General features: G+C 68.1%; 12 protein-coding genes. 4 read left to right on the forward strand and 8 right to left on the reverse strand.

Features of this window, described 5'->3' with window-relative positions; translation table 11 throughout:
- Positions 1-4 precede the first annotated feature (4 nt).
- The 6 genes from C1O66_RS18365 to C1O66_RS18390 form a co-directional block, all read right to left on the reverse strand.
- Positions 5-664 carry an NF038129 family PEP-CTERM protein gene (locus C1O66_RS18365; protein ID WP_207795984.1) on the reverse strand — a complete coding sequence of 220 codons (660 nt, stop codon included), beginning with the start codon at positions 662-664 and terminating at the stop codon, positions 5-7.
- Positions 665-702: 38 nt separating this feature from the next.
- Positions 703-3,057: a CehA/McbA family metallohydrolase gene (locus tag C1O66_RS23985; RefSeq protein ID WP_165794680.1), complete on the reverse strand. Its 2,355-nt coding sequence runs from the start codon at positions 3,055-3,057 to the stop codon at positions 703-705.
- 238 nt (positions 3,058-3,295) lie between these two features.
- The gene (locus C1O66_RS24490) at positions 3,296-4,114 is read right to left on the reverse strand and encodes a PEP-CTERM sorting domain-containing protein (RefSeq protein WP_102769217.1); all 819 of its coding nucleotides are present in this window, start codon (positions 4,112-4,114) and stop codon (positions 3,296-3,298) included.
- 643 nt (positions 4,115-4,757) lie between these two features.
- On the reverse strand, positions 4,758-6,449 hold the full coding sequence (locus C1O66_RS18380) for a COG3904 family protein (protein ID WP_102769218.1): 1,692 nt from the start codon (positions 6,447-6,449) through the stop codon (positions 4,758-4,760).
- A gap of 114 nt (positions 6,450-6,563) precedes the next feature.
- Entirely contained in the window at positions 6,564-7,898 is a 1,335-nt protein-coding gene (locus C1O66_RS18385) for an ABC transporter permease (RefSeq protein ID WP_102769219.1), read from the reverse strand.
- A gap of 44 nt (positions 7,899-7,942) precedes the next feature.
- Positions 7,943-8,899, reverse strand: a complete 957-nt coding sequence (locus C1O66_RS18390) for an ABC transporter ATP-binding protein (RefSeq protein ID WP_102769220.1) — start codon at positions 8,897-8,899, stop codon at positions 7,943-7,945.
- 317 nt (positions 8,900-9,216) lie between these two features.
- On the opposite strand from C1O66_RS18390, the gene C1O66_RS18395 reads away from it, so the two are divergent.
- The 3 genes from C1O66_RS18395 to C1O66_RS18405 all read left to right on the forward strand — a co-directional run bounded on the left by C1O66_RS18395 (position 9,217) and on the right by C1O66_RS18405 (position 14,500).
- A complete protein-coding gene (locus tag C1O66_RS18395; protein WP_102769734.1) occupies positions 9,217-11,193 on the forward strand; it encodes a M61 family metallopeptidase in 1,977 nt (658 codons plus the stop codon).
- A gap of 203 nt (positions 11,194-11,396) precedes the next feature.
- Complete coding sequence (locus C1O66_RS18400) at positions 11,397-13,064, forward strand: S41 family peptidase (RefSeq protein ID WP_102769221.1); 1,668 nt, start codon at positions 11,397-11,399, stop codon at positions 13,062-13,064.
- A gap of 134 nt (positions 13,065-13,198) precedes the next feature.
- Positions 13,199-14,500: an acetyl-CoA hydrolase/transferase family protein gene (locus C1O66_RS18405; RefSeq protein ID WP_102769222.1), complete on the forward strand. Its 1,302-nt coding sequence runs from the start codon at positions 13,199-13,201 to the stop codon at positions 14,498-14,500.
- Between the two features lie 24 nt (positions 14,501-14,524).
- Here C1O66_RS18405 and C1O66_RS18410 read toward each other — a convergent pair whose 3' ends face one another.
- Complete coding sequence (locus tag C1O66_RS18410; RefSeq protein ID WP_102769223.1) at positions 14,525-15,091, reverse strand: hypothetical protein; 567 nt, start codon at positions 15,089-15,091, stop codon at positions 14,525-14,527.
- A gap of 353 nt (positions 15,092-15,444) precedes the next feature.
- Between C1O66_RS18410 and C1O66_RS18415 the strand changes: the two genes are divergently transcribed.
- Entirely contained in the window at positions 15,445-15,822 is a 378-nt protein-coding gene (locus tag C1O66_RS18415) for a hypothetical protein (protein ID WP_102769224.1), read from the forward strand.
- 23 nt (positions 15,823-15,845) lie between these two features.
- On the opposite strand, the gene C1O66_RS18420 is transcribed toward C1O66_RS18415, so the two are convergent.
- Complete coding sequence (locus tag C1O66_RS18420) at positions 15,846-16,475, reverse strand: hypothetical protein (RefSeq protein ID WP_102769225.1); 630 nt, start codon at positions 16,473-16,475, stop codon at positions 15,846-15,848.
- Positions 16,476-16,509 lie beyond the last annotated feature (34 nt).

Below are 16,509 nucleotides of genomic sequence, written 5' to 3' on the forward strand. Positions count from 1 at the left end.
GGGCTTATTTGCTTCGCTGACGGCGCGCCAGCAGGCCGATGCCGGCCAGGCCCGCCAGCATCAGCGCATAGCTTTCCGGCTCGGGAACGGCGCTGACCGTGGCGATGGTGTTGCCGCCCAGCAGGCTCAGCGTGGTGCTGGCCGAGCCACCGGCGTCCAGGGCCGGTGTCAGCTCGATCTGGAACAGGGCGCCGTCGGGGTTGCCCAGATAGCTTTGCTGGTCGCCGGCCAGCAGGCCGAGGCTGAAGCTCGTGCCGGCCTGGCCGGGCGTGCTGAAGACATCGCCGCTGAAGCTCAAGTCGAAGCTGAAGCTGCCACCCAGGTTGATGGCGTGGAACAGGTCATTGAAGGCCGTGCCATTGCCCAGCACGAAGCCGCTGGCCAGGCTGCCGGCGGCCTGGCCTTCGAGGAAGAACTCGCTGCCGAAGCTGCCGCTCAGATTGCTGATGCGCACCTGGGCTGCAGGGGCCGAGCCCAGGCCCGGCAGGAACTGGAAATCCAGCCAGCCGGTCTGGCCGGCCCAGGCCGCCGTGTTGACGCTGGCGTGGAACTGCGTGTCGGCCCAGGCGCTGCCGCCGAACAGGGCGCTGGCCGCCAGGGCCAGGCTCGAAGCCATGTGCAGCGCGCTGCGGCGCAGCGGCGAAGAGGTGCGGAGGTGGTTCATGGTGTGGAAATCCTTGTTGAATCAGGTGTCTGTGGCGCTCAGAAGCTGCCCGAGTACAGGCTGGCGCTGTAGTTCAGGCCCAGCTTGCCCGGGTTGCGGATGCTCAGCGGTACGCTCACGCTGGCGCCCGCGGGCAGGCTGGCGGCATTGAGGGTGATGTAGGGCAGGCCGTTGTGGCTGCCGCTGGCGTTGACCAGGGTTACACCGGCCGGCAGGCCTTGGATCTTCAGCTGCAGCGGGCCGGCCAGCGGCGCGCCGCTGATGTTGGCGAGGCTGATGCTGCCGCTGTAGAGCTGGGTCACGCGGTTGTAGACCAGGCCGGAGACGGTCTGGCGCACGCTGGCGCTGACGTCCTGGGCCAGGCTGACGTTGAAGCTCACCGGGCTGGAGGCGCCGACATTGCCGGCCGCATCGACGGCCCGGGCCACCAGGCTGTGGCTGCCATTGCCCAGCGAGGCCGGGTCGAGGCTGATGGCATAGGGCGCGCTGGTGTCGCTGCCCTTGGCCTGGCCGTCGACGAGGAAGTCGACGCGGCTCACGCCCACATCGTCGCTGGCCTCGGCCTTCAGGCTCAGGCTGCCGCTGGCGTTCTTGCTGACGCTGGCGCTGACCACCGGGGCGGTGTTGTCCTGCACCTGGTTCACCCAGATCGGCGCCGACCACAGGATCTTGCCGTCGGTCTGCGTGACCTTGGCGTAATAGAAATGCTTGCCGACCGAGGGAGTGAAGTTGTTGACCGCGCTGCTGGACAGCTCGGTGACGGTGCCGTTGCGCTGTGGCACGCCCTCGTAGATCTTGACCGTGGCGGCGCTCTTGCCGGCGCCCGGCGCGTAGTTGGCGACCAGGTTCAGCGGGCCGGCGTTGGTGAAGGTCTCGCCCATGATGCGGCCGTTGGCCGTCAGCACCAGCTGCGAGGTCTTGTCCATGGTGGCGAACAGGCGGCGGGCGCGGATCGCTTCCATGAAGGACTCATTGCTCAGCGGCGTGCCCGTGGGGATCAGGATGCCGTTGCGGTTGGTCGAGGACGCGCCCCAGTTGGCGCAGTGGTTGTCCTGGTTGGTGGTGAAGGCGATCTTGAAGCCGGCCTCCAGCGCCTTCTTGCAGGCGCCTTCGTAGCCGCTGTTGCCGTTGTCGCTTTCGTTGGTGGTGTTGGAGAAGGCGGGGGTGTTCATCACCTCGCACAGCGCCATCGCCTGCTCACCCTCGGGCGTGTAGCCCAGGGCCACGTTGTTGACCAGGTACTGGCCCGAGCTGGCCGGGTGGTTGAACTGGCCCAGCAGGCCGCGCTGCGCCATCAGGGCGTAAAGCTTGGCGGCGTTGTTCTTCTCGGTGAAGACATCGGCCAGCAGCTCGCCCTTGGCGTTGTATTCCCAGCCCAGCAGCTCGTTGGAGTTGAAGATGTTGATGTGGCCGCCGCCGCTGATCGTGCCCCACTCCATGCCGTAGACGGCCAGGAAGTTGGGGTGGGCGGCGTTGAAGTTCTGGGCGGCCAGGCGGCCGGCCTTGTACAGATCCTTGGCGTAGGACGGGGATTGGTTGGCATCGGTACCGGTGGAGCCGTCGAACATATGGTTGTGTTCGGAGGTCATCAGGATGTCCAGGCCGCGATCCATGGCGTACTGGTAGGCCTGGGCCGGGCCTTGGTTCATGTTCGATTGCGGATGCTGCTCGCCGCTGCAGTTGCCGATCGTGCCGCCGCCGTCGCTGTGGCCGGTCTGGCTGTGCAGATTGCCGAGGTAGACGGTGTAGGGCAGGCCGCCGGTCACCGGCGCGGCCAGGGCTGCCTTGCCGCCCAGGCGGCTGCCGGACTTGGCGGCCTTGAGGGCGGCGCCGGTCTGCATCGGCTTGAAGGCCGGCATCTGCGGCGGGGCCACATAGCCCACTTGCATGTCCCAGCTTTGTTCGATCACTTCGGCCTCGGGCGCGTTCAGATGCGCTTCCACGAAATCGGCCGTCACGCCCACCGAGGGCAGTTCCTGGGCCGGCACCGAGGTGGCCGTCAGGCGCACCTGGTAGATGCCATCCACCGCAGCCACGCCGCCTTGGCGGCCGGCCCAGTCGACCTTGGTTTCGATCTCGCCCTTGACCAGGGTCTCCACACCGTACCAGCGCTGCGCCACCTGGCCGGCCGGGTCCAGCAGTTCCAGGCGCCAGGACACAGTCTGGGTCTGCTCGACCTGCGGGTACTCGAAACGCAGGGTGAAGCTGCGAGCCTCGGCAATGGCCTTCGCATCGGCCCGGAACGGCACATGCAGGCTGGCCTCGAACTCCTGATGGTCCGGGCTCAGGCGCCCGCCGCCCAGGGCCAGGCCCGCCGCCGAGGCGCTCAGCAGCAGCGCGATGGCGCGTGGGACATGTTTCATCATCATCAGTCGGGCGGTGGCGTGAGGCATGGTGGGACGATCCGGCAAAAGAATGGGGAGAGGGGCGAGAGGGGCGAAGGGGCGGGAGGAAAGAGCGAAAACGAAAACAGCAAGCCGGGCGCCGCATCGAGGCGGCACGCGCAGGCTTGTTCAAAAAATGGGGGAGGCGGAGCGACATCAGGCCGCTCCGCCGGGTCAACTCAGGTTTGAGTTGCTGGGCGCGTTCGTGGTGACGAACGCGGGTTCAATCCATGAACCGATCTGTCAATCAGACTGCCTTGCGGCGGCGGGCGATGAAGCCCACGCAGCCCAAGCCTGCCAGCAGCATGGCGTAGGTGCCGGGTTCCGGCACGGCGCTGACGGTCTGGATGCTCAGGTTGTCGATGGCCAGGCCGTGGTCGTTGCCGGCGTCGTTCTTTTCGACCCAACGCACCCACAGGGTGTCGCCAGCGGCCCAGTTGGTCGTCAACTCACCACCGCGGCCGGCTACCAGGCCTGCGCCATTGCCGTCCACGGCAGCTGCCGTGGAGCCCAGCACGGGGGCGGTGAAGTCGAAGTTGCCGCCCGGAGCGGTCCAGCTGGCGACGGTGGAGAAGCTGGCACCGAAGCCGTACTCCAGCACCATGGTCTGGGCGGCGGTGTTGCCGCCATTGCGCCATTGTTCGCCGTCGAAGCTGATCTTGAAGCCGCTCAGAGCGGCGCCGGTGTCGTTGGTCAGAGCCACGGCGATCCAGCCGGCCACGGTGTTCGAGGCCGGCGAGCCGAAGTACGCGCCGCCCGAAGCGGAGCCGCCCAGAGCGCGCTCGGCCACGCCGGTGGCGCCGTAGCTGCGGAAGCTGCCGGCGTTGGATCCGCCGTTGTCGGCGGTGTAGGTGCCGATGGCGGCGCCATTCTTGTTGAACAGGCTCCAGCCGGCCAGGGTGCTGTCGTTCACCCAGGCCACGGCGGCGGTGCCGCTGTTGGCCAGGCTGTCGAAGGACTGGGTGTAGGTGCCGCCGGTGCTGGCGACGGAGATGCCGGCTTGCGCGGCCGGAACGGCGGCCAGCAGGGCCAGAGCCAAGGCGAGGGAAGTCTTTTGGATCGTCATGGGATGGTTCTCAGACAGAGGTTGGACAGATGAGGATGAATGACAAAAAAGGTGTACGTCAGATACAAAACACAGCGCTTGCAAGGCCGGCGCCTATCGCATTCATGCGCGGCCTGGACGGGGTACTGGTCCGTCGGCCCGGGTCTCCTGGCGGGGCGCACCTGCATTCATTCACGCATGCAGGCGCTGCCGCCCTGAGGCTCAAGTCCGGCGTTTCAATCAAGGGCATTTGCAAGACATCTGTGGGCCTGAATCCAAGCTGCCAAACGTTTGCGAATCATGGAAAAAGAGAGAGGACGTCTCCGAATCGGGCGCTCTGCGCACGGGGCAAGATCTGACCCTGCGCGTGAATGCCCGGGAGCGTCTTCCGACTTCGCTTCCACTCCTCCAGCACTTTTCCGCTGACCAGCATACCCAACTGACCGTGACAGACCCGTGTCAGCGCTACGGGTGTTCCCTGAGTTCCCCCGCGCTTGAGGGGGTAAGCGCTGCGGGCGCAGAAACCCGCGTGGTGCGGCCTTGCATCGCGGCGGTGCAGGCGGTGCCCGATCGTGGCGCGGGCACCGGAACGGTGCGCGGTCTGGCGTGGTCGACCCGGGTCTGATCGCCCGTTGGGGTCAGGTCTTGCCTGCGGCCGAGGCGCTCAGACCTTCTGGAACATCACCCGCTCGGCCAGCTCGCGCTGGGCCACGGGCAGGGCGGCGGCGCGGTCCAGGATCTGGATCACCGCTTCACAGCGGCCTTGCGCGGCGCGCCCGGTGGGCAGGGGCGTGGGCTCGGCCCACAGCCCGGCCAGCAAACCCGGTGCCTGTGCGCCGAGGGTGCGGCGGATCACCTCCAGCTCGATGGCCGTGGCTGGCTTGGGCGCAAAGCGGGGCAGATCGCTGCGCGCCGCTTCCACCAGCCAGGCGGTTTCCTTGACCTGCAGCTCCAGCGGCAGCTGGCGGCGCCGCGCCACCTGGCCGGACAGCAGGCCCAGGCAGCTGCCGCCTCCCGGCGTGGCCAGGCTGGCCTTGAGCTGGCTGCGCAGCAGCTGGGCGTACTGGCGGCGCTGGTTGGGGCTGACGGAAGCGAGCAGCTCCGGCATGCGGGTGCTCAGCTCGGCCCAGCCCAGGGCTTGCAACTCCTCGTCGCTGGCTGCGGCGGCGCGAGCGGCCTGCATGCGGCCGGCCAGGCGCTCGAGCGTGCCGGCATAACGCTGGTTCAGCGCATGCCAGGCCGGGCTGCCCTGCAGGGCATCGGCAAAGTCGGCCGCCTGCGCGTCCTGCCCGGCGGGCAGGGCCACATCCAGGGTCTGCGGCAGGGCGGCGATCAGCGAATTGGCCACCAGCTCGTCGCTGTGCGGGTACCACATGCTGTGCGAGGGGGTCTTGACCGTGCGGTGGATGAAGTACTCGGGCAGCCCCACCTTGCGGTAGATGCCAGCCAGCTGCTGGTTGGCCAGCTCGTCGAACACCGGGTTGTAGGTGCCGGTGGAGGCACGGTGGAAACCCAGCTGGGCACCGGGCATCAGCTGGCGCTCGCGCCCGGCCAGGAAGAGCAGGGTGCAGGCACTCTCGCAATTGCCCACGGCGCGGGTGTTGTAGCGGCTCTTGCTCATCAAGGCCACCACCTGCTCGGCCTCGTGCACGCGGCCGCCGGGCGAGGCCAGCTCCAGCCGGCGCACGCTGGGGGATTCGTCCAGCATGCGTTGCAGTCGGCCGGCGTCCCCCATGCCGATGGGGCCGCGCAGTTGCAACACATGGCCGTCGGCCGAGACCTTGAGCGTGGCCTGGCCGATGGGATCGATGCCGCGCGCCATCTGCCAGTACTCGCCCAGATCGGGCAGCAGGCCGAAGATCAGGGACACCCCCAGCTGCACGGCACCCAGGCCCAGCGAGATGCGCGCCAGCCAGGCCCAGAGCCCAGCACCGCCGATGCGCAGGTACTCGCCCGCCGCACGCCAGGCGCCGACGATGCACCAGATATTGAAGGCAATCAGCAGCGGCCAGCCCACCAGGGTGGTGATGGCGCTGATCTGCAGCGATTGGCCCTTGACGCTGATCCAGCTCATCACCCCGGTCAGCAGCAGGGCCAGGGGCACCGACAGCAGCACATTGTTGACCCAGAAGCTTTGCGCCAGGCTTTGCTCGCCATGCCAGTGCGAGGCGATGTAGCCGGGGCGGCGCTCGGTGGCCACCGGGTGGCGGGCGCGCTGGCCGCCGCGGCTGCTGGGGGCGCGCGGTTTGGCGGCTTGCTGCCAGGCGGTCGGGTCGCCTTGGGCATCACCGCCTGGCGCCTTGTTGGCCGATTCCGAATGATCGGCCTGTGTGGGGTCGTAGTTCTTCAGGCTCATGCCGCGGCTCCCTGCTGGAGCGGCTCACTGTAGCGGAGCACCCCCACGAGCTGTCGTGACAAAAGCCGCGCCGGCAATGTTCACTTTCCCCTCTGAGGGGCCTGGCTCCTTCCCTCACTCCTCCCAGCTGAAGCGTGCGATGGCCAGCGCACCAAATGCCAGGGCAAAACCCAGCATCACGCCCACCGGGGCGAGCGCCTCGCTGAAGGGCAGGCCGCGCCAGGTCATGGCGTCCAGGCCATCGACGGCCCAGCGGGTGGGGATGAAGAGAGAGGCGGTCTGCAGCCACTCGGGGAAAACGAAGGAAGGCACCCAGGCACCGCCCAGCATCACCATCAGCAAGGTGGCCAGGATGGCCAGGCCCCGCGTGGCCTCGGGCGATTTGCCCAGGGCCGCGATCAGCAGGCCGAAGCTGGCCGTCAGCAGCGAGAAGGCCAGCAGCACGGCCGCAAAGCCCAGCCAGCTGCCCTGCACCCGCACGCCAAATACGGCCATGGCCACGGCGTAAATCAGCACAAAGATGATCAGCGAGATCAGCGTGCAGCTGGCGATGCGGCTGCCCAGCAGGCGCGCCTTGCTCAGCGGCGCCGCGCGCAGGCGCTGCCACAGGCCTTGGCGGCGCATCAGCAGCAGGGCCACGCCGATGTCCACGCCCATCATCAGGATGAACTGCACACCCATGCCGGCGAAGGAGTGGGCATAGCTGTTGTACGGAATGTCGGCCTGGGCGCTGGCCTCCAGCTCGCGGGTGCTGAAGGGCGGGCTCATGGTGAAGCCGCTGCCGCCTGCCTCAGCCGCTGATGCTGCTGATGCCGCCGAAGCCCCCGCTTGCGGCGCCCGGGCGCTGCGCTCCTGCACGCGGGCAATGCTGTCGAACATGGCAGTCAGCTCCTGCCGCTGCTCGGCGGGCAGCGCCAGGTTGTCGGCCACTTGGGCGCGCATGTCCTTCATCACCGGCGCGCCCTGGCCGCTGAAGGTGTCGGCACTGACCACTTGCATCACATGCTGGGCCAGCAGGCCGCGCACCATGGGCAGGACCATGGCTTGCGAGGGGTCGTAGTGCAGGGTGATCTCCGGCCGCTGGCCCTCAGGGCCGGCGAACAGGGCGCGGCCGGCCTGCTGGCCGAAGCCGGCCGGCAGCACGATGGCGGCGCGCAGCTTGCCGGCCTTCACCTGGGCCAGGGCGGCGTCGGCGTCCAGGCTTTGCACGGCCAGGTTGCTGTCGGCCTGAAGGGCGGCGGCGACCTTGACGCTCAAAGGGCTGCGGTCCAGGTCACTGATGGCGATGGGCACCGGGCTGGGCTTGTCGCCGCCCTTTTTGTTGTTGCCGAACAGGCTGCCGAAGAAGGCGGCGATCAGGATGGGCGCAATGATGCTCATCAGCACCGCGCGGCGGTTGGAAAAATGCAGGAACAGGTCTTTGCGGACCAGGGCGAGGAAGGCGTTCATGGCGGCGCTCTCTGTGGGTTTCTTGTGGGGCGGTGGCGCGGAGCTCAGTCGCGCAGCTGGCGGCCGGTCAGTGAGAGGAACACGTCCTCGAGATTGGCGCGGCCCGAGCTGATGTGGCGCGGCGCCACGCCGGCCGCGGCCAGAGCGCCCAGCACGGCGGCGCTGCCCCGGCCCAGGTCGCTGAGGCCGAACTGCAGCTGGCTGCCGCGGCGCTGCAGCTGCTGCACACCGGGCAGGGCGCGCAGCGTGGCATCCAAGTTGCTGTCGATCTCACGCTCCAGCTCCAGGCTCAGGGTTTCGGCCGCGGGCAGCAGGCGGTAGAGCTCGGCCAGGCTGCCGTGGGCGACCTGCTGGCCGTGGTCGATGATGAGCATGCGGTCGGCCAGGCGCTCCACCTCCTCCATGTAATGCGTGGTGTAGACCAGGGCCATGCCGGCGCGCTTGAGTGCCTCCAGCTGCTCGAAGATGGCATTGCGGCTTTGCGGGTCGACGCCGGCGGTGGGTTCGTCCAGCAGCAGCAGCTCGGGGCCGTGGATCAGGGCGCAGGCGATGTTGAGGCGGCGCTTCATGCCGCCGCTGAAGCTGGCCGGCTTGTCCTGCGCCCGGTCGGCCAGGCCCACCTGGGCCAGCACCTCCATGGCGCGGGCGCGGACCTGGGCCGCCGGCAGCTCGTAGAGCGCGCCGAACAGCTCCACATTGGCCAGGGCCGGCAGGTCCTCGAACAAGGCCAGCTCCTGCGGCACCAGGCCGATGCGGCGCTTGTAGCCGAACTCGTCCTGGGCCAGGGCTGTGCCGCCCACGGTGACGCTGCCGCCATCCGGCCGGCTCAGGCCGGCCAGCATGGCGATGGTGCTGGACTTGCCGGCGCCGTTCGGGCCCAGCAGGCCCAGCACCTCGCCGGCCGAGACCTGCAGGCTGATGCCGCGCACGGCTTCGCGCTCGCCATAGCGTTTGCGCAGGAAATCGGCTTGCAGCAGAGGGGAGCTTGCAGTGGTGTTCATGGGCGGGCGGGCTCGAAGCCTGGGTTCGGTGAGCAGGTGAAAACTGGACGCGATGCTAGGGCTGAGCCCGGGCCCTGCCCAGAGGGCTGCGACGGATGGACAGCGCGCGGCGCGAATCGACAGCGCCGGGCGTGAATGATCACAAGGCCGGGTCAACCTGGATTTGCAATCCGCGGCCGGCCGCTATCGTGGCGGCTGCCTGATCGGGGCCCATGGATCGGGGCCGCTGGATCAGGGCCGCCGAACGCACCATCACCCGCTGGAATCGGGCTGCCCACCGGCAGCGCGCAGGCCAGCCCAGGGAGGAGAACACCACCATGTCACGACGCCTTTTCTCATCCACCCCGGCCCTGCGCTGGGCCTCTTTCAGCGGGCGCACCCGCGCCGCCACGGCCGCGGTCTTGCTGGCCCTCGCCAGCATCGGGCCGGCCCAGGCCCAGCACCCGATTCCGCAGCCCGAGGACAAGCCCTACCTCGGCCCCATCCGCATCCAGGTCGATGCCACCGATCTGGACCGCCACATCTTCCAGGTGCGCCAGCAGCTGCCGGTCAAGCCCGGGCGCCTGACCCTGCTGTTTCCGCGTTACTTGCCCGGCGCCCATGGCCCTTACGGCACGGTGGACCGCCTGGCCGGCCTCAAGATCCACGCCGGCACGCAGGAGCTGGCCTGGCTGCGCGACACGGTGGACCCGTTTGCCTTCCATGTCGAGGTGCCGGCGGGCGTCAACGAGCTGAACCTGGCCTTCCAGTTCCTGAGCCCGGTGCAGCGTGAAGGCGGTCGGGTGGTGATGACGCCCGAGATGCTGAACCTGCAGTGGATCAGCATGCTGCTCTACCCGGCCGGCCACCACGCCAGCGCCCTCCAGATGCAGGCCGAGGTGACCCTGCCGGCCGGCTGGACCCAGGCCAGCGCCCTGCGGGTGGAGAGCCAGAGCGCAGAAGGGCCGAAGCGCCAGCGCCTGCGCTTCAAGCCGGTCAGCCTCGACACCTTGGCCGATTCGCCCCTGTTCGCCGGCGCCCACACCCGCCGCATCGAGCTGGACCCGCCCGGCCACCCGCGCCCGGTGGTGCTCAACCTCATGGCTGACGATCCGGCCGAGCTGCAGGCCAGTGAGGCGCAGATCCAGGCCCACAAGAACCTGGTGGTCCAGTCCGACCGACTGTTTGCCTCCCGGCATTTCAAGCACTACGACTTTCTGCTGGCCATCTCCGGCCGCATGAGCGGCATCGGCCTCGAGCACCACGAGAGCAGCGAGAACGGCGTGGGCCTGGGCTATTTCAAGGACTGGGGCAAGCGCGCCGGCAGCCGCAGCCTGCTGCCGCATGAGTACACCCATTCCTGGAACGGCAAGTTCCGCCGCCCGGCCGACCTCTGGACACCGCAGTACAACGTGCCCATGCAGGACAGCCTGCTCTGGCTCTACGAGGGCCAGACCGATTACTGGGGCCGGGTGCTGGCGGTGCGCTCGGGCCTGGTCAGCCCCGAGCAGGCGCGCGACGCCTGGGCCGAGATCGCCGCCACCTACAGCCACCGCGCCGGCCGGCTCTGGCGCAATCTGCAAGACACCACCAACGAAGCCGCCATGGCCAAGAGCCGCAGCGGCAACGATTGGGGCAACTGGCAGCGTGGCGCCGACTACTACGCCGAGAGCGGCCTGATCTGGCTCGATGCCGACACCTGGATCCGCGAGCAGAGCGGCGGGGCGCGCAGCCTTGATGATTTCGCGCGCCTGTTCTTCGGCGTGGAAGACGGCCGCATCGCGCCGCTGACCTACACCTTCGAGGACATCGTCGCCACCCTGAACCGCGTGCAGCCGCGCGACTGGGCCGCCTTTCTGCGCCAGCGCCTGGACCACAAAGGCCCCGAGGCACCGCTGGACGGCCTGGCCCGCGCCGGCTGGCGCCTGAGCTGGGCCGAGACGCCCAGTGAGTTCGCCCGCGCCGACGATTCCGAATGGAAGAACGACGACTTCGCCTACAGCCTGGGCCTCAATCTCAAGCGCGACGGCAAGGTCGAGGCCGTGCTCTGGGGCAGCCCCGCCTTCGAGGCCGGCCTGAGCCGCGCCGTCACCGTGGTGGCCGTCAACAACCAGGCCTACAAGAGCGAACGTCTGGCCGCCGCCATCAGCGCCAACAAGGGTGGCGCGGCGCCGCTGGAGCTCTTGCTGCGCGAGGGCGACCGCTTCCGCCAGGTCAAGATCGACTACCGTGGCGGCCTGCGCTACCCGCGCCTGAGCCGCGTCGAGGGCAGCCCGGAGCGGCTGGACAGCGGGGTGCTGGCAGCGCGGCCGTGACGCTTCGGCAGCTCCCGGGTGCTGCTCCTCCATCGACGTGCGCAGGCCAGGCCCTCGCCTGGCGGCAAACACAAAGGTGAATCTGCGCTGCCGCTGAGCCCTTGGGCGCGGGTACAGTGCGCGGGTTTGGCCGAATCCTCTCGCTGCTGCGGAGGAGGGCCGAGCCAAGCGGCACAGACCGTGTCTTCTGGAGGAAAAAAGCAATGACGACTGCACAAGCCGGCGCCGTGGCGCGCCCGCTCTGGGCCACACGCCCCATGGCCGCCCTGATCCTGAGTTCCCTGAGCCTGGCGCTGACGGCCTGCGGTGGTGGCGGTGGGCGGCCCGGCACCTCGGTCTTCGGCGATGCGGCCTATGCCAACAACAATGGCAACAACAACGCTGGAGGTGGGGCCGTCAGCCCGGCCCCCAGCCAGCCCGACACCGAGGTGCTGGCCGCCAGCGCCACCCTGGCCCAGCGATGCGCGCCCGACAACCCTTTGGCCGAGGCCGGCAAGAAGAACGGCAGCCTCAGCCTCGAGAAGCAGTGGATTCGCTCCTACGTCGACGAGGCTTACCTCTGGCGTGAGCAGGTGCCGCGTGTCAATGCCGCGCTCTTCACCGGCCCTACGGTCGAGCAGGCTTTGGACAATTACTTCAATGCCCTGCTCACCCCCGAACGCACCGCCAGCGGCGCCCTGCGTGACCGCTTCAGCTTCACCTTCCCCAGCGCCGAGTGGCAGGCCCTGGCGCAAGGCGGTGTCGAGCAAGGCTATGGGCTGGAGTGGTCGCAGGCCTCGAAGACGCCGCCGCGCGGCCTGCGCATTGCCTATGTGGAGCCGGGCGGCCCGGCCGCCAAAGCGGGCTTGCAGCGCGGCGACCGCTTGGTGATGGTGGACGGCGTCAATGCCGATGCCGTGGACCAGGGCGGCATCGATGTCCTCAATGCGGCGCTGTATCCCTCAGCCAGCGGCCGTGGCCACAGCTTTCTGTTCAGCCGTGCAGGCGGCATGGAGGTGTCGGCTTACCTGAGCAGCGCAGCGGTGGCCAAGCAGCCGGTGTTGCTGCGCCAGGTGCTGACGGCGGCGGATGGGCGGCGTGTCGGCCATCTGGTGTTCAACGACCATATCGCACCGGCTGAAGCGCAGTTGATCGAGGCGGTGCGCGAGTTCCAGCAGCAAGGCATTGCCGACCTGATGCTGGACCTGCGCTACAACGGTGGCGGTTACCTCTACATCGCCAGCGAGCTGGCTTACATGATCGCCGGCCCACAGCGCAGCCAGGACAAGGTCTTCGAGCAGCTGCGCTACAACAGCCGGCGCAGCGCCGACAACCAATCGACTTCGGCTCGCACCCCGTTCTTCACCGAGTCTTGCCTTTACGACGGCAAGGCCTGCACGCTGGAGCAGCCCCTGCCCACGCTGAACCTGGCCCGCGTGTACGTGCTGACCCAGGCCGGCACCTGTTCGGCCAGCGAGTCCATCATCAACGGCCTGCGCGGCATCGGCGTCGAGGTGATCCAGATCGGCGGGCGCAGCTGTGGCAAGCCCTATGGATTCACGGCCAAGGACAACTGCGGCATGTCCTATTTCCCGATCGAATTTGTCGGCAACAACGCGGCCGGCTTTGGCGACTATGCCGATGGCTTTGAGCCCGGCGGCAGCGGCGCCGCCGGCTTGCCCGGCTGCCGGGTGGCCGATGACCTGAGCCGCCCGCTGGGTGACAGCCGCGAGGCCATGCTGGCCGCCGCCCTGGCCCACCGCATCGACGGCCGCTGCCCGCCCGAGACCGCCTCGACGAGCAAGCCTCTGGCCGCCCCCGGCGACGCCGGTCTGGCCTGGACGCTGAAACGATCGCCGCTGCGCGAGAACCGCTTCCTTGGTGGGCGCTGAGCGTTCGTTGTGGCTTAGCCTGCCGCGCGATTGAGGCGCCGCAAGCGCGCCGCAAGCGCGCCGCAAGCTGGGCGGCCTAGGATGGGGTCAGGAACCACCCCATCCCCCGGCCCGGCCGGAGCGAAAGGCTGCCCATGTCGACCGTTCAAGACCTCTACCTCCGCAAGAAGCTGCCCACGGCCGAAGACGCGCTGAGCCTGCTGCGCAACGGCGATTTCATCATCGTGCCCACCGGCGTGGGCGAGCCGCCGACGCTTTTGCATGCGCTCTCGGCCGCGCGGCGGCAGTTCCGCGATATCAAGCTGGGCCAGATCCTGGCGGTGCGCAAGTACGGCTACTTTGACCCCGAGACGGTCGAGCATGTGCGCCATGTGGCCTTCTTCTACGGCGCCGCCTCGCGGGCCGGCGGCAAGGAGGGCTGGGTCGATTTCATCCCCAGCTACTTCTCCGAGATGCCGTCGCTGATCGAGCGCGGCCAGATCCCGGCCGATGTGGTGGTGTCCATGGCCTCGCCCATGGATGCACATGGCTATTTTTCGCTGAGCTTGGGGGCGGACTACACCATGGCCGCGGTCAAGAAGGCGCGCGCGGTGATTCTCGAGGTCAACCCCAATGTGCCCTTCGCCAACGGCGCCTGCACCGTGCACATCTCCCAGGTCAGCGGCCTGATCGAGAGCAGCGAGCCCGTGGCCGAGGTGGGCCTGCCCAAGATCGGCCCGGTGCAGGAGGCGATCGGCAAGTATGTGGCCGACATGATCGAGGACGGCTCGACCCTGCAGATCGGCTACGGCGGCATCCCTGATGCCGTGGTCATGCAACTCAGCGCCAAGCGCGACCTCGGCGTGCACACCGAGATGATCGGCGACGGCATCATGAGCCTGGTCGAGAGCGGCGCCGTCACCAACCGGCGCAAGAACTACCTTCCCGGCAAGATGGTCGCCACCTTCGCGCTCGGCTCGCAAAAGCTCTACCGCTTCATGGACCGCAACCCGGGCCTGGAAATGCACCCGGTCGATTTCACCAACGACCCCTATCTGGCCGGCCAGAACGACAACTTGGTGGCCATCAACGCCACCTTGCAGATCGACCTGCTGGGCCAGTGCGGATCGGAAAGCCTGGGCCCCACGCCGTATTCAGGCACCGGCGGCCAGAGCGATTTCGTGCGCGCCGCCAACCGCTCGCGCGGCGGCAAGGCCTTCATCGTCTTGCCCTCCACCGCCAAGGACGACAGCATCAGCCGCATCGTGCCCACCCTGAGCCCGGGCACGCATATGAGCACCAGCAAGAACGACATCAACTACGTCGTCAGCGAGTTCGGCGTCGCCCAGCTGCGCGGCAAATCGGCCAAGCAGCGGGCGCTGGAGCTGATCAATATCGCCCACCCGAACTTCCGCGAGGAGTTGCGGGAGGCGGCGAGGAAGATCAATTTGTTGTGATCCTCTGGCCGGGCGCCCGGCGGCTCAGATCCCGCGCAATTCCATCTTCATCAGCTGGAAGTGCACCTCGCGGCCCACGGGCTTGAGCGAGACCAGGCGGAAGTTTTTCTCGGTGCCGACCTTGTAGACGCGCTCATTGCGGTCGCCGCCGACGTCGCCGCAGCCGTTCGGGTCCTTCTTTTCGCCGCGGCTCTTGCGGGCTTTGGCTTCCAGGGCGGCCGGGCTGCCGGCGCTGCAGTCCAGCACCGGGCCGTAGCCGGCGAGGGCGTCCTGGTAGTAGCGGGCGATGCGGTCCAGGTCGTCGCTGCTGGCGAATTTGGAGACCACCAGCTTCATGCCGAAGGGGCCGAAGGAGAAGCCGATGGTGGCGCTTTCCTTGTCGTCCTCCTTGTCTCGCTGCGGCCGTGCGCCGGGGTAGGCGGGCAGGCCGATGTCCTTGAGGTCGGCCTGTTCGCGGATGTCCAGGCCGGCGGTGAAGGCTTTGGCGGGTTTGCTGTTGCTGGCCTCGTCGCCGGCCATGGCGGCCGAGCTCATGAGGCCCAGACCGAGAGCCATGGCCAAGGCGTTGAAGAGGTGGCGGTGTGTCGTCATGGTGAGGACCTTGCTGGCGAAGTGTTGCGGGGCTTGCTTGTTGCCTGCTGAAGAGGCATGGCTCGCAATGTAGGAGCGAGTGTGCGCGCTAGCCAGCCGGCTCCGACCAGCTGCAGCCTGAGCGGCACAGACCGCACGAAAGAAGCGTGAGCCGGCGCGAAAGCGGTGCCGCTGAGACGGTTCAGGCCACGATTCATGCAGTGGGTCGCAAAGCTCAGGACGGCCCTGCCTGCCTTTCCTAGGATGTGTCCATCTGCCGCGATCCAGGCTTCAGGCCCGAATGCATCGGCAGTGTCAGTCCAGACCCCACTCACCTTTCAGTTCAAGTCCAGCGCTTTGCTGGCGCCCCATCCATGAAAACCTCCCTGCGCTCCGTCTTGTCTTTCTCCGCCGCCGCCGTGCTGGCCTTGCTGGCCAGTGGCTGCGCCATTCATGTCACCCACACCGAGAGTGGCAACGGCAGCAGCAAGCTGAGCCAGAGCGCCGCCGGCAACGCCAGCTTCCAATGCGTGGCCAGCCCCAGCGGTGAATGCCACTACGCCCTCTACACCAGCCGCTGCAGCACGGCCGAGGGCGAAGGCGGTCAGCCGGCCACCACCTGCACCCATCAGGTGATCAGCCAGTTCACCGTGGCCGCCGGCCAGACGCGCGAGATGCGGGACCTGCCCCAGGGTTTCAAGCAATGCATGAAGACCAGCCATAAGCCCCAAGTTCCCAGCTGCGGCGCTTGAGTGCCCGGGCAGGCCGGCGCGTCTCAACCCTTGGGAGAGAGCCGGCCTTCGGCCTCGCAGCGCTCGACGGGCTTGGGAATATCGCCTTCCAGGTCTGAGATCCAGCAGGCATCCAGCACCGAGCAGTAGCAGGCTTGCACGCTCAGCTTGTGTTGGCGGTGCTTGTCGAATCGAATCCAGGCGTCGTGGCTGACGGTATCGCTCCCGACAGGGCGATCCCAGCTGAACAGGCGGATTTCCTTGCCGGCCGAGATCAGGCGCGGCGCAATCGTGGCGGTGGTGAAGTAGGCCTTGCCTTGCAGCTCCGGCGCGACCGCATCCACCATGGCCGCCACGTGAGGCACGGGCTTGCCATCGGACTTGAGTTCGAACCACACCACGCGGGCCGGCCCGTTACCCACGTTTTGCACCGAAAAGCTCAGCTGCGGCTTGCCATCGGTCACATTGCCGCTGCTGAACTCCAGCAATGGCGTGGAGCTGGCCATCACCAGCCGGGTGTTCTCCTTGACCAGGGCGCTCATGGTCTGGCTGGTGCGCCAGGAGCCGTAAATGGCGGCCACCGAGCTCAGCACCATGCTGCCGGCCACGGCGATGTGAAACCAGCGCGGCGCCGGGCCGGCCTCGGGTTTGTTGAGTTTGGGCAGATCGATCACAAGGCGTGCTTCAGAGTCGGTCAGGTGAGGCCCG

The sequence above is a fragment of the Paucibacter aquatile genome (assembly GCF_002885975.1).
Taxonomy (GTDB): domain Bacteria; phylum Pseudomonadota; class Gammaproteobacteria; order Burkholderiales; family Burkholderiaceae_C; genus Paucibacter_A; species Paucibacter_A aquatilis.